Source organism: Tardibacter chloracetimidivorans (assembly GCF_001890385.1).
GTDB lineage: Bacteria > Pseudomonadota > Alphaproteobacteria > Sphingomonadales > Sphingomonadaceae > Tardibacter > Tardibacter chloracetimidivorans.
On the sequence record NZ_CP018221.1, the window covers coordinates 1029025 to 1041865 of the forward strand.

13 protein-coding genes and 1 tRNA gene are annotated in these 12841 nt (G+C 63.3%); 7 read left to right on the forward strand and 7 right to left on the reverse strand.

What is annotated here, in order from left to right:
- Positions 1-54 precede the first annotated feature (54 nt).
- The 5 genes from BSL82_RS05295 to BSL82_RS05315 all read right to left on the reverse strand — a co-directional run bounded on the left by BSL82_RS05295 (position 55) and on the right by BSL82_RS05315 (position 5460).
- Positions 55-1269: a dihydrolipoamide acetyltransferase family protein gene (locus tag BSL82_RS05295; RefSeq protein WP_072596346.1), complete on the reverse strand. Its 1215-nt coding sequence runs from the start codon at positions 1267-1269 to the stop codon at positions 55-57.
- A 2-nt stretch (positions 1270-1271) separates the two neighbouring features.
- Positions 1272-2276: an alpha-ketoacid dehydrogenase subunit beta gene (locus BSL82_RS05300; RefSeq protein ID WP_072598611.1), complete on the reverse strand. Its 1005-nt coding sequence runs from the start codon at positions 2274-2276 to the stop codon at positions 1272-1274.
- Positions 2277-2293: 17 nt separating this feature from the next.
- On the reverse strand, positions 2294-3565 hold the full coding sequence (locus BSL82_RS05305; RefSeq protein ID WP_072596347.1) for a 3-methyl-2-oxobutanoate dehydrogenase (2-methylpropanoyl-transferring) subunit alpha: 1272 nt from the start codon (positions 3563-3565) through the stop codon (positions 2294-2296).
- Between the two features lie 129 nt (positions 3566-3694).
- A complete protein-coding gene (locus BSL82_RS05310; RefSeq protein WP_072596348.1) occupies positions 3695-4468 on the reverse strand; it encodes an ABC transporter ATP-binding protein in 774 nt (257 codons plus the stop codon).
- Positions 4462-5460, reverse strand: coding sequence for a FecCD family ABC transporter permease (locus tag BSL82_RS05315; protein ID WP_072596349.1), 999 nt, complete (start codon positions 5458-5460; stop codon positions 4462-4464). Before BSL82_RS05315 ends, BSL82_RS05310 begins: the two co-directional genes overlap by 7 nt.
- Positions 5461-5586: 126 nt before the next feature.
- Between BSL82_RS05315 and BSL82_RS05320 the strand changes: the two genes are divergently transcribed.
- Complete coding sequence (locus BSL82_RS05320; RefSeq protein ID WP_072596350.1) at positions 5587-6426, forward strand: ABC transporter substrate-binding protein; 840 nt, start codon at positions 5587-5589, stop codon at positions 6424-6426.
- Between the two features lie 33 nt (positions 6427-6459).
- Here the strand turns inward: BSL82_RS05320 and BSL82_RS05325 are convergent, their stop codons facing one another.
- A complete protein-coding gene (locus BSL82_RS05325) occupies positions 6460-7221 on the reverse strand; it encodes a Crp/Fnr family transcriptional regulator (protein WP_072596351.1) in 762 nt (253 codons plus the stop codon).
- 79 nt (positions 7222-7300) lie between these two features.
- Between BSL82_RS05325 and BSL82_RS20390 the strand changes: the two genes are divergently transcribed.
- On the forward strand, positions 7301-7696 hold the full coding sequence (locus tag BSL82_RS20390) for a DNA-binding transcriptional response regulator (protein ID WP_162274357.1): 396 nt from the start codon (positions 7301-7303) through the stop codon (positions 7694-7696).
- A gap of 97 nt (positions 7697-7793) precedes the next feature.
- Positions 7794-8594, forward strand: coding sequence for a response regulator (locus tag BSL82_RS05335; protein ID WP_072596353.1), 801 nt, complete (start codon positions 7794-7796; stop codon positions 8592-8594).
- A 19-nt stretch (positions 8595-8613) separates the two neighbouring features.
- On the opposite strand, the gene BSL82_RS05340 is transcribed toward BSL82_RS05335, so the two are convergent.
- The gene (locus BSL82_RS05340; protein WP_072596354.1) at positions 8614-10419 is read right to left on the reverse strand and encodes a CHASE domain-containing protein; all 1806 of its coding nucleotides are present in this window, start codon (positions 10417-10419) and stop codon (positions 8614-8616) included.
- On the opposite strand from BSL82_RS05340, the gene BSL82_RS20395 reads away from it, so the two are divergent.
- The 4 genes from BSL82_RS20395 to BSL82_RS05355 all read left to right on the forward strand — a co-directional run bounded on the left by BSL82_RS20395 (position 10418) and on the right by BSL82_RS05355 (position 12820).
- On the forward strand, positions 10418-10654 hold the full coding sequence (locus BSL82_RS20395; protein ID WP_226998634.1) for a NepR family anti-sigma factor: 237 nt from the start codon (positions 10418-10420) through the stop codon (positions 10652-10654). The two genes, BSL82_RS05340 and BSL82_RS20395, sit on opposite strands and share 2 nt — an antisense overlap.
- Complete coding sequence (locus BSL82_RS05345) at positions 10635-11261, forward strand: sigma-70 family RNA polymerase sigma factor (protein ID WP_072598612.1); 627 nt, start codon at positions 10635-10637, stop codon at positions 11259-11261. The genes BSL82_RS20395 and BSL82_RS05345 overlap by 20 nt, the downstream gene beginning before the upstream one ends.
- A 70-nt stretch (positions 11262-11331) precedes the next feature.
- Positions 11332-11407, forward strand: a tRNA-Val gene (locus tag BSL82_RS05350).
- Positions 11408-11596: 189 nt separating this feature from the next.
- Positions 11597-12820, forward strand: a complete 1224-nt coding sequence (locus BSL82_RS05355; protein WP_072596355.1) for a tyrosine-type recombinase/integrase — start codon at positions 11597-11599, stop codon at positions 12818-12820.
- The last annotated feature ends 21 nt before the right edge of the window (positions 12821-12841 follow it).

Consider the following 12841-nt stretch of genomic DNA (forward strand, 5'->3'; position numbering starts at 1 on the left):
ACGGCGACATTGAATATGCTTCAACCACCAAAGTTTTTGTTAAACGGCCGCGGATCAGTCCTGATCGACAAAAACAAGCGCAGGAGTTTCGATCAGCCGCTTGACCGCCTGGATGAAGCGCGCCGCGTCATAGCCGTCGACGACGCGGTGATCGAAGGATGAAGACAGGTTCATCAACTTCCTTATCTCGACCCGGCCATCGATCACGGCTGGGCGCTCCACGATGCGGTTGACGCCGACGATCGCCACTTCGGGCCGGTTGATGACGGGCGTGGAGACGATTCCCCCGAGCGCGCCCAGCGAGGTGAGCGTGATGGTGGAGCCGGAAAGATCGTCCCGCGAAAGCTTGCCTGCCCGCGCCCCATCCGACAGACGGGCGATCTCGGCGGCAATGTTCCAGACGGAGCGGGAGGCGGCATCCCGGATGACCGGCACCATCAGCCCGGCGTCGGTTTGCGTGGCGAGCCCCAGATGCACCGCCGAATGGCGACGGACGACGCCAGCCTCGTCGTCATAGCGCGCATTCACCATCGGAAAGCCGGGAATGGCGCCGGCGATCGCCTTGATCAGAAACGGCAGCAGCGTGAGCTTCGGCCTGTCCCCGCGATTGGCGTTCATCTCCCCACGCAGCGCTTCAAGCGCGGTGACGTCGCTTTCCTCGACATATGAAAAATGCGGGATATGGCGCTTTGATTCCGCCATATTATCAGCAATGCGGCGGCGAAGGCCGACAACCTTGACTTCCTCCACCCGGTCAGGCGCTGATCTTTCAGCCGCGCCTCCCGAGCGGGAGGAATAGCGCAGATAGCTGTCCAGATCGCCGTGGCGGACGCGCCCGCCTTCGGCCGGACGGACCAGCGCAAGATCGACGCCAAGGTCCAGCGCCCGCTTCCGCACAGCGGGGGATGCAAGCACCCTGCCCTTTCGGGCTGTGCTTTCAGCCTGGACCTCTTCGCGCGGCGCCTTTTCCGGCGCGGTTGCTTGGGGCGGAGTCGCTTCTTCTTCGGCTTCGGTCTCCGCCGCTTCTCCGTCCGTTTCGAACACCGCCAGCACGGAGCCTATCGCAACAGTCTCCCCCACCTTGCCGTTGATCTCGATCACCTTGCCGCCGACCGGGGCGGACAGTTCGACCGTGGCCTTGTCCGTCATCATGTCCGCAAGCGGCGCGTCCTCTTCCACCACATCGCCCGGCTTCACGTGCCAGGCGACGACTTCCGCCTCGGCGATTCCTTCTCCGATGTCGGGCAGCTTGAATTCGAACCGGGCCACCGTCAGTCCTCCAATATCCGTTTGAGCGCCTTGCCGATGCGGACCGGGCCGGGGAAATAGGCCCATTCCAGCGAGTGCGGATAAGGCGTGTCAAAGCCGGTCACGCGGGCGACAGGCGCTTCCAGGTGATAGAAGCAGCGCTCCTGCACCAGCGCGGCCAGCTCCGCGCCGAAGCCGCTGGTGCGCGTCGCCTCGTGAACGACGACGCAGCGGCCGGTCTTCATCACCGAGGCGTCGATCGTCTCGATGTCGAGGGGCAGCAAAGTCCTGAGATCGATCACCTCCGCGTCGATGCCGAGGTCGTTCACCACGCCAAGCACGACATGCACCATGGTGCCATAGGCGAGGATGGTGACGTCCCCGCCCTCGCGGCGGACGGCGGCCTTGCCCAGCGGAACGGTGTAATAGCCTTCCGGAACCTCGCTCCCCTCATGCTTCGACCAGGGGGAAATCGGCCGGTCGTAATGTCCGTCGAACGGGCCGTTGTAGATGCGTTTGGGCTCGAAGAAGATCACCGGATCATTGTCTTCGATCGCGGCGATCAGCAGCCCCTTGGCGTCATAGGGCGTGGACGGGATCACCGTCTTCAATCCCGACACATGGGTGAAGATGCCCTCCGGCGACTGGCTGTGGGTCTGCCCGCCGAAGATGCCGCCGCCAAAGGGCGAGCGGACGGTGATGGGGGCAGTGAACTCGCCTGCCGAGCGATAGCGCAGCCGCGCCGCCTCCGACACAAGCTGGTCCAGCGCCGGATAGATGTAATCGGCGAACTGGATCTCGGGCACGGGCCGCAAGCCATAGGCGGCCATGCCGACCGCAACGCCCGCTATGCCGCATTCGGTGATCGGCGTGTCGAACACCCGCGTCTTGCCATATTTCTTCTGGAGGCCCGCCGTGGCGCGGAAGACGCCGCCGAAATAGCCGACATCCTCGCCAAGCACGGTCACCATCGGGTCGCGCTCCATCGCGACATCCATCGCCGAGTTGATCGCCTCGATCATGTTCATCCGGCGGACGCTCTCGCTCATATGCCGGCCGACTCCCGTTCCGCCCTCATCTGTGCGCGCTGCTCCTTCAGGTGCCAGGGCATTTCCTCGAACACATCCTCGAACATGGTATCGAACGGCTGATGGAGGCCGATGCCCAGGACACCGTTCTTCTCGGCCTCCTTGGCGGCCGCCTTCACCTGCTCCGCCAGTTCCCGATCCATTTCGGCGTGCCGTTCCTCATCCCATACGCCAAGGCCGATCAAATGCTGCTTCAGGCGGATGATCGGGTCGCCCAGCGGCCATGCCGACCGCTCTTCGGCCGAACGATACTGGGCGGGATCGTCGCTCGTCGAATGACCTTCGGCGCGATAGGTGAAATGCTCGATCAGCGTCGGTCCGTGGTTGGTTCGCGCCCGCTCCGCCGCCCAATCCGTCGCCGCATAGACGGCGAGCGGATCATTGCCGTCCACCCTGAGCCCCGCCATGCCATAGCCCAGCGCCCGCGCCGCGAAAGTCGTTTCGTCGCCGCCCGCAAAGCCCGCAAAGGATGAGATCGCCCATTGATTGTTGACCACGTTCACGATCACCGGCGCGCGATAGACGGTCGCAAAGGTCATCGCGGCGTGGAAATCCCCTTCGGCGGTAGATCCCTCCCCGCACCACGTGGCCGCGATCCGCGTGTCGCCTTGGGCCGCCGACGCAAGCGCCCAGCCCACAGCCTGCGGCATCTGTGTCGCCAGATTGCCCGAAATGGAGAAAAAGCCAGCCTCCTTCGCCGAATACAGGACCGGAAGCTGGCGTCCTTTCAGCCTGTCCGCCTTGTTCGAATAGATCTGGTTCATCATGTCGACGAGTGGCCAGCCCCGCACGATCAGCAAACCCTGCTGGCGGTAGGAAGGAAAGCACATGTCGTCGCGGTCCAGCGCCTCGGCTGCGGCAACCGCCACCGCCTCCTCGCCTGTCGACTTCATATAGAAGCTGGTCTTGCCCTGACGCTGGGCGCGGTACATGCGTTCGTCAAAAGCACGGGTAAGCGCCATGTTGCGGAGCATTGCGACAAGGCGCTCCGGCTCCAGGCGGGGGTTCCACGGGCCGGTGGCCCTACCCTCCCCGTCCAGAACGCGGATCAAGCCATATGGCATTTCCCGCATGGTGGCAGCGGGCGCGTCCACGGCGGGACGATCGAGCGCGCCGGCGGCCGGAATCTCCATGTGACTATAGTCGACGGGATCCCCGGGACGGAAAGGCGGCTCCGGGACGTGAAGCCTGAGCGGGGGCAGGTTCGTGCGTCTGTCCGTGTCGCTCATTAGCCCTCTTCCACTTGCCGGTCCTGACCCTACAGGTCTGGCAACCGCAGCGATGATGTTCAAGGCCTTTATAACATTATTTCACGAATGTACCAGATCGGTTTTAAGATGCCGGCCGCCAACCGCGGCTCAGGCTTCGCTCCAAGGCATCACATAGCGCTGCCCCTGATGGTGGCCGATCAAGGCCTCCACCCCATAGACGGCGCGCAGCGTCTCCTCCGTCAGCACCTCGGCCGAGCCGCCATCCGCGGCGAGACGACCCTCAGACAACAGCAACAGCCGGTCGCAAAAGCGGGAGGCCATCCCCAGGTCATGCATGACCACCATCACCAGCCTGCCCTCGCCCGCCAGCCTGCGGAGCAGCGCCATGGTCTGCAACTGATGTCCGGGGTCGAGCGCGGCGAGCGGTTCGTCGATGATGAGCACCGGCGCTTCGACGCTCAAGGCGCGGGCAAGAAGCACCCTCGCCCTTTCCCCGCCCGAAAGCTCGGTCGCGACCCGTCCGGTCAGATGCAGCACATCGGCGGCGGCCATGGCCCGGTGCACCGCCTCCCGGTCCGCCTCGTCCAGCCGTGAAAAGGGCGCGAGATGCGGCAATCGTCCCAGCGCGACCAGCCTTTCGACGCTGAGCGGCCAATGCACATCCTGACCCTGCGGCAGATAGGAAAGCAGCCGGGCGCGTTCCCCCGCCGTCATCTGCGCGGCGGGACGACCATCGATAAGAACCCGGCCGCGATCCGCGCCCAGCAGGCACATGAGCGCTTTCAGCAAGGTGGTCTTGCCCGCACCGTTCGGACCGATGACTCCCGTCAGCACGCCCGGCGCAAGCGTGCAATCCACGCCATGCAGGATCGGACGCCCGCCGATCGAGACGTGCAGTTGCTGGGCCGCCAGAGTCACCACAGCCGTCGCTCGCGCATCAGATGATAGAGAAACACCGGCACTCCGACAAAGGCGGTCACCACGCCCAGCCGCAACTCGTTTGCGGTTGGCACGAGGCGCACCAGAATATCGGCGGCACACAGCAACGCCGCGCCCGCCAGTGCCGACGGCAGCAACACCGCCCCGGGGCTTCGGTCGGTGAAGGGCCTGACGATATGCGGCACGACCAGCCCGACGAAGCCGATCGCGCCCGACACCGCCACCGCCCCGCCGACGCCGATGCCAACGCCCAGCAATAGCCTGAGCCGCACCATGTCCAGCCGCATGCCGAGCGAGCGCGCGCCGTCCTCCCCCAGAGTGAGCGCGTCGAGCGCCCGCCCGTCCCACAGCAGAAGGACCGCGCCCGCCGCAATACACGGAAGCGCGATCCAGAGATGATCGAACGAACGGTTTTCCAGCGAGCCGAGCAGCCAGGTCATGATCTCCATGGCGGCAAAGGGATTGGGCGCAAGGTTGAGCGCCAGCGAGATGCCCGCCCCCGCCAGCGTGCTGATGGCAATTCCGGCGAGGATCAGCCCAAGCGGACTCTCCGCACGCCGCGCCAGCAGCATCAGCGGGGCCAGCGCGATGATCGCGCCCGCGACCGCCATCAGCGGCAGCAGCAGCGGATGGATGAGGGCAAGGCCGAAGTAAAAGGCGATCACCGCGCCGAGCGCAGCCATGTTCGACGCGCCAAGCACCGACGGCTCCGCCAGCGGATTGCGCAGATAGCCCTGCATGGCCGCACCGCCGAGGCCAAGCACACCGCCGACGAGCAGCGCGAGCAGCGCCCTCGGCAGGCGCAGATCGACCACGATCGCCCGCTCTATGGGATCGCCGCCGCCCAGAAGCACGTCGACCACCTGCGCGGTGGAAAGCGGGGCGGGACCGATGGTCAGCGAGACAGCGGAAAGACCAAGCGCGCAAAGGGCGAGCGCAAACAGCAGCCAGCGGCGCGTCCCCGCCTCCGTCATTCCCCCTCGCGCAACGGTTCCAGTCACGGTAAGACCCCGCTTCATCGGCGCTGCGGGAACACAGGGCCGAGCGCCGCCCGGCGGCATCCGTAACCGCAACCGATCCTGTTGGAAACCCGCTGCCGAATGCCCAGACTGGTTCGCCTGACGGTTCTCGCCATTGCAATGGCCTGCTCTGTCACGGCCGCCGCACAGCCGCGGCGCATCGTGTCGATGAACATGTGCGCGGATCAACTGCTGATCGAGCTTGCCGATCACAGCCAGATTGCGGCGCTCACGGAATTGTCGCGCGATCCGGTCCTGTCATTCCACGCCGATCGGGCACAATCCTACCCCGTCGCCGGCGGCAGCGCGGAAGAAGTGCTGATGCTGCGTCCCGACCTTGTCGTCTCACCTCCCTTTCAGCGCAAAGAAGCGCTTTCATTGCTGAACGGACGGAGCGTGAAGATCGTCACTGTCGGCTTTGCCGACAGCCTTGAGGCGATCTACGCCGACATCAGAAGGCTTGCCGGAGCCATAGGCCATCCGGCGCGCGGAGAAGCGATGATCCGGCGGATGGAGGCCGACCTCGAAAGGCTTTCACAGGACAGGCCCGGCAAAGGCCGTATCGCCGCCTATTACCAGCGACGGGGCTATCTGACCGGCACCGGCACGCTGATCGACGAGATCATGGAACGGGCGGGCCTTGTGAACCTGGCGGAACGACTCGGCCGGCCCGCGCTATCCCGGCTATCGCTGGAGGAAATGGCGCGGAGCCGCCCCGATTTCCTGCTCATGGAATCCGCGACCCGCCGCGTGAACGACCGGGGCAGCGAGATGCTGCATCATCCGGCGCTTGACCATGTGGTGCCGCCCGAACGCAGGCTCTACCTTCCACAGGCGATCGCAGTCTGCGGCGGCGCCAGCTATCCGCTGGCAGTGGCGATGCTCGCCGATCAGATCCGCAGGTCCGACGCAGGGAAATAGGCTGGCCGGTCGAACCCCGGCGTTGCGATTGCGTCAGATATAGGGGCGCGGCAGTTCACGGGAAAAATCGGGACCGGCGAGCGCTTCGGCCTTCTCCATATCGAGAAAGGTGATCTGGTTCGGCTGCCAGTCGAGGATGCGCCGCTTCCTGAGCGACTGCAGCGTCTTGTTGGTGTGAACCAGCGAAATGCCGAGCGAGTCGGCGAGCTGCGATTGCGTCACGGGGATTTCAAGCGTGTTCTTCCGTGAAAGGCCCGTCTGCTGTCCGCGATGGAACAGATAGAGCGCAAAGTGGACGATGCGCTCGTCCGCCTTGCGTCTTCCCAGAGCAAGAAGATGCCCGTCCAGCGCTTCTTCCTCCTTGGCCCCCAGCCAGGTCATGTCGAAACCCAGTTCCGGATGGACGCGAAAAATCTCATAGAGCTTGCCGCGCGGCAGCACGCATAGCGTCACAGGAGTGAGCGCTTCCACACCGTGGCCGAGCGGTTCCGCCATCGCGCCCTGCAACCCGACCAGGTCGCCCGGAAACAGATAGTTGACGATCTGCCGCCTGCCGTCTTCCAGCTCCTTGAAGCGAAACGCTATGCCCCGGAGCAGGGTGTAGAGATGCGGGCTGATGGACCCCTGCACCAGAATATCGCCGCCTCGCTCCAGGTGCAGTTCGCCGCTCTTGAGCGACCAGGTGAATTCAAGCTGCTCGTCCGACAGGGGCCGCAGCCCCTCGCACTCGCGCAGCGGACACTGAAAGCAGGGTGTCTGCGTCAGCTTGTCGCTCTGGCTGATTTTTCCGGTCACCCGACGCCGCCTGTGTGAAAGTTTAATGCGGTGCTTCGCGCGCGCCGGTAGACAGGTCAAGCACGTTAAGGGGATTGCGTTGAGTAATTTGAAGGCGCCGGACCTGTCCGGCAAGAGCATCCTCTTGATCGAGGACAATATTCTGATCGCAATGGAAGTTGAGACCGCGCTGGAAGAGGCGGGGGCGGAAGTGCATCTGTGCACCACCATTGGAGCGGGCATCTCGGCAATTCGGGAGAGGCCGGTGGACTTTCTGCTGACCGACCATATGCTCACCGACGCCGACAGCAAATGCGCCATCGCCGCCGCAATCGCGCATGGCGTGCCCTATGCCGTGCTGACCGGCTATGACTTTGCCCCGGACGATCCGTCGGTGGCGGGGGCCAAAATCTTCGCCAAGCCGTGCCCTGCGGACGAGATCGTCGCCTATATCGAGGCGCAGTTGGCGGGGGCGGCTTCGCAGCGGAGCGAATAGGGTCTATCATCCGAAAAATTAACCAGCCCGTCATGGAGCTTGGAACTCCATGTCCGGCTGTGCGTAGTCGCAGTGGGATTTCGGAGCGGAAACAATAATGACGACTTCACAGCAAGTGGCCAAAAGCCTTCCCTATCTTCGTCGCTATGCGCGTGCGCTGACGGGCAGCCAGACATCCGGTGACAATTTCGTGAAGGCGACGCTGGAAGCGATCATCGCGGAGCCTGAGATGCTGGAGGCCGATCCACGGCCGCGAGTCGCCCTCTACAAGGCGTTTCAACGCATTTACGACAGCGCCCATATCGAAGTGGAAGGCGATGGCGAAGGCGACAATCTGGAGCGCGCCGCCCAGCGCCGGCTGAGCACGATCGCACCGGCCTGCCGCCAGGCGATGCTGCTCACGACGCTTGAGGGCTTTTCGCCTGACGAAGCGGGCGCGATCATGTCGCGCAGCGAGGATGAACTGGCGGAACTGGTCGATGAGGCGGTGGCCGAGATTGAACGGCAGACGGCGACGACCGTCCTTATCATCGAGGATGAACCGCTGATCTCGATGCAGCTGGAGCAGCTTGTGACCCAGCTTGGGCATCAGGTCAGCGGAACGGCCGCCACGCACAAGGAAGCCTTGGCGGCCGTCGCCGAAGCACGGCCCGGCATTGTGCTTGCGGACATTCAGCTGGGTGACGGAAGTTCGGGAATCGACGCGGTTTACGACATTCTGGAGCAATTCTCGGTGCCGGTGATCTTCGTCACGGCCTTCCCCGAACGCCTGCTCACGGGCGAGCGGCCGGAGCCGACCTATCTGATCACCAAGCCTTTCCAGGAAGAGACCGTGCGCGCGGCGATCAGCCAGGCGTTGTTCCTGGGCACGACGGAAAGTCGCAAGATCGCAGCCTGATGCCCGAGGGGAGCGGCGCTCAGCGCTCTGCCGCTCCCTTCTGCTTGTCCAGCGGGATCACGAATTCGCAAACCGCGCCGGTCGGCGGGAAGCTGAGCTTCACATCGGCCTTCAGCTGGCGCGCCATCAGCTTTTCCACCAGCATGCTGCCGAAACCCTGCTTGCGATCTTCCACGATTGCCGGCCCGCCGCTTTCCGCCCAGCGAAGGTGAAGACGATTTTCCCGGTCGAAGTGCCAGTTGAGAAACACCTGGCCCGTGATTGTGGAAAGCGCCCCATATTTGGAGGCATTGGTCGCGAGTTCGTGCAGGCTGAGGCCAAGCGACAGCGCCTTGGTGGGCTCGAAGCGCACGGGCGGTCCTTCAATGACGATCTGCCCTTTCACACCCATAAAGGGGGCAAGCTCCGCCTCGGCGATGTCGCGTAGCTCCGTATCTCCCCAGTCGGAGGAGGTGAGCAGGTCGTGCGTCGCCGACAGCGCGCGCAGGCGTCCGTTGAGCGCGGCATAATAGCTCGCGACATCGGTCGCCCCTTCCCGCGACAGAGCCGCAAGGCTGTTCACCGTGGCCAGCGTGTTCTTTACGCGATGGTTCAGCTCGCGAAGCAGGATGGTGCGCATTTCCACCTGCTCCGTCTCCCGGTCCAGCGCCTCGCGGGTCGCCGCGGCGGCGCGCATCGCAAACCACATGATCCCTGCAAGAAGACAGGAAACCACAACCGCGGTGCCGATCAGGAAATAGATGAGCAGCCTTTGCGGCAGGTCGCGATATTCCCAGGCAGAAACCGGAGCCACGACCAGTTCCCATCTGCGGCCGGAGACCACAAGGGTGGTTCGGTTGCCTTCATCGACGCTGCGCGCCGACCACATTTCCGGCCGGGAATCATAAAGGAGCCGCCGCCTGCCACCCGTGATGTCATAAAGTTCCAGGTCCAGCTTTTGCGCCTGGTCGGCGGGTATCGAGGTGCGGATAAGATCCTCGGCCCGGAAGACGCCGAAAATAAAACCCTTGAAGCTCCTTCTCGACGGCGCCTCCCTACGCGCTGAGGAGATCGCATCATGCACCGGCGCATAGACGAGAAAGCCTGTGGGGTCCGTCTCCCAGCCTTCCTGCCGAAGGACGGTCGGCGCGGTCGCCCGGGGCGCTCCAGCATCGAACGCACGAACCATCGCCGCGCGCCGCGCCGAATCGCTATAGGCGTTAAACCCAATGGCGGAATGGTTCACCGGGTTTTGCGGCTCCAGGTAAAGCACGGGATATATCTGCTTTTCACTGGTGACCGGCCAGGTAAAGAAATCGTCGTCTCCTTCCGATCTCATCATGGTTTCCAGCTCGTGGAGCCGATCACGGCCGACAGGCGCGGTCCACCCCATGGCAATCATACCGCGCGATGCGACATCCAGCTGCAGGCCCTTGAAATAGGAAGAGAAGAAATCGGCGTCGATACGCGGCACAAAGGCGAAGGCGGTTGCCGACGCTCTCAGCAGCGCCTCGGAGGCGTTCATCCGCTGTTCGATCCCCGACGCCAGCTCGACCACCTGAATCCTGAGCATCGCCCGCTCCTGCCGTTCGACGTAGCGGGTCAGCAACAGGCCGAAGCCAAGGGCGAGCAAAAGCGTCAGCGACAACACCGCCGCCGGCAGGACACGCCGATATCGAAGCAGAAAATCGCTTTGATCGGCCAGAAGGGCCTTGACGATCTTTACGGGCTTCACATTTTTTCGATAGCCCTTCGCGGCAGCCTCGCCAAGCAGCCTTGTCCATTGGCGTTCATAAACATAAGAATTGTGCGTCAGCGTTTCACGACCGTGGAACCACCGCCGCATGTCGGCGTTATCGACGCATGAACTTGGGCATATTGGTTCCGGCCGTGATTATCCCCCGCAGGGACCAATGATGAAGGATAAAGTGAAGCGGCAAACCTCATCTCCGTCAAACCCACCTTGGGCCGAAGGACTGAAGCGCATCTACAGTTCCGTGCTTGAGGAGCCGTTGCCGGATGCGTTTGAGAAATTGCTGGAAAAACTAGACAAGGCTGATGATGACAGCAGAAAAAAATGATGCTGAATCAACAGCTCGGTCCACATCCGGCGCTGCGCGGGACGAATTCAAACAGGAACTGCTGACGGTCATTCCGCACCTGCGGGCCTTTGCGCGCAGCCTGACGGGACGCGCCGATCTTGCGGATGATCTTGTCCAGGAAACCCTGCTGAAGGCCTGGGCGGCGCGGGATCGCTATGCACCCGGCACGCGCATGAAATCCTGGACCTTCGTCATCCTCAGAAACAGCTATCTCACCATTTTGCGCCGCTCGCGCTTTCGTGGGGAGGTGGACGAGGAATCGATGAACCGGATGTTGTCGGCCCCGGCGGGGCAGGACCACAGCCTCCATCTGTCCGACGTCCAGCGCGGCCTTCTGGAACTTCCTGAAAGTCAGAGAGAGGCGTTGATCCTCGTCGGCGCGGGCGGCTTTTCCTATGAGGAAGCGGCCGAGATCTGCGGCTGCGCGGTCGGCACGGTGAAGAGCCGCGTCGCGCGCGCCCGGGTGGCACTGGAAAAGATCGTCACGGAGGGCGGCTTTACCGAAAGCACCGAGGGCGCAAATCTGAGCGATCCCCACGCCGCCATCCTCGCTTCCGTCGACCGGCTGTCCGGACCGGCCGGCTAGCTGCGCCAACCGAGTCCGTCGGGGGTTGCCTCCGGCGGGAAAGCGCGGCATTGAGCGCCGGCAGTTGCGAGGGCGGTTAGCTCAGTTGGTAGAGCATCTCGTTTACACCGAGAGGGTCGGCGGTTCGAGCCCGTCACCGCCCACCATATTTCCATCCATTGACGTTCGCATTCGTCTGGACAAATCCCTGAAAACCTAGCTATTACATCGCCTGTGAGGCCGCAGGCGTTCAGGCTTGTTCACTGGCAGCCTCACCGATCTGGGGGTATGATGCGGGGTATCCTAAAAACCCCCTGACAAAATACCCCCAAGCTAGCAACGGGGGAACCAAGGCCATGGCGCTGACCGATGTAGCAATCCGCAATGCACGGCCCGCCGCCAAGCCCTACAAGCTGGCCGACTCTGGTGGCCTTTATCTGCTTGTCACTCCAGCGGGCGGAAAGCTGTGGCGGTTGAAGTTCCGGGTCGCCGGGAAGGAAAAGCTGCTATCGCTGGGCTGCTGGCCGGACGTGAGTCTTGCCGTGGTGAGGAAGGAACGGGACAAAGCGAGAGAGGCGTTGGCGGCCGGAGCCGATCCCGCGCGAGAGAAGCAGCAGGCCAAACACCGGGCGAAGGTTTCGGCTGCGAACAGCTTTGGCGAAATCGCGCAAGAGTTTATCGACAAGCGCAGGCGCGAAGGCCTTTCCACGTCCACTGCCGACAAAAGCGAGTATTATATTTCCCGCATGGGCCCGGTGATTGCCCGGATGCCGATAGCAGAGATAGCCGCGCCTGACCTGCTTGCCGTGCTTCGCCGCATTGAGGCCAAGGGAAACTACGAAACCGCGCGCCGCGTGCTGCAACTGGCAGGCCGGGTGTTTCGCTATGCCGTGGCGACGGCGCGGCTGACATCGGACCCCAGCCGCGACCTGCGGGGAGCCCTGACAGCGCCCCAGCCAAAGCATTACGGGGCAATCATAGAGGCCAAGCGAACAGGCGAGTTGCTTCGGGCCATGGATGGATATGAAGGCCAGATTGTTACGAAATTGGCCTTGCTACTTTCACCGCACGTTTTTGTCCGCCCCGGTGAAATGCGTCATGCCGAATGGGAGGAAATTGATCTGGACGCGGGACTCTGGATCATTCCGGCAAGCAAGATGAAAATGCGCAAGCCCCATCATGTGCCCCTGTCGCGCCAGTCGGTTGAACTGTTCCGGCAGCTTCATGCGATTACCGGCCCTTCCGGCTATGTCTTTCCTTCGATTCGCACCCGCACCCGCCCGATGAGCGAGAATACCGTCAACGCCGGTTTGCGGCGGCTGGGGTTCTCTGGCGATGAAATGACGGCGCATGGCTTCCGTGCCATGGCAAGCACCCTGCTGAATGAGTCCGGCAAATGGCACCCGGATGCGATTGAACGCGCCCTGGCCCACGGCGATGATGACAGGGTGCGCGCTGCCTATCATCGGGGGGCACACTGGAAAGAGCGGGTGGAAATGGCGCAATGGTGGTCGGACTATCTCGATCAGCTGCGGAAAGGCGCGGACATTGTGAAGTTTCCTGACCGGCAAGCCGTTTAAGTCCTTTCCCGGCTTGCCGCA

Excerpts from the sequence above, each read along its gene's own strand:
- BSL82_RS05300 (WP_072598611.1), bottom strand. The coding sequence starts at position 2,276 with ATGAACATGATCGAGGCGATCAACTCGGCGATGGATGTCGCGATGGAG.
- BSL82_RS05340 (WP_072596354.1), bottom strand. The coding sequence starts at position 10,419 with ATGCGGCGGTGGTTCCACGGTCGTGAAACGCTGACGCACAATTCTTAT.
- BSL82_RS05355 (WP_072596355.1), top strand. The coding sequence starts at position 11,597 with ATGGCGCTGACCGATGTAGCAATCCGCAATGCACGGCCCGCCGCCAAG.
- BSL82_RS20395 (WP_226998634.1), top strand. The coding sequence starts at position 10,418 with ATGTCGGCGTTATCGACGCATGAACTTGGGCATATTGGTTCCGGCCGT.
- BSL82_RS05315 (WP_072596349.1), bottom strand. The coding sequence starts at position 5,460 with ATGACGGAGGCGGGGACGCGCCGCTGGCTGCTGTTTGCGCTCGCCCTT.
- BSL82_RS05335 (WP_072596353.1), top strand. The coding sequence starts at position 7,794 with ATGACGACTTCACAGCAAGTGGCCAAAAGCCTTCCCTATCTTCGTCGC.
- BSL82_RS05305 (WP_072596347.1), bottom strand. The coding sequence starts at position 3,565 with ATGAGCGACACGGACAGACGCACGAACCTGCCCCCGCTCAGGCTTCAC.
- BSL82_RS05345 (WP_072598612.1), top strand. The coding sequence starts at position 10,635 with ATGACAGCAGAAAAAAATGATGCTGAATCAACAGCTCGGTCCACATCC.
- BSL82_RS05320 (WP_072596350.1), top strand. The coding sequence starts at position 5,587 with ATGCCCAGACTGGTTCGCCTGACGGTTCTCGCCATTGCAATGGCCTGC.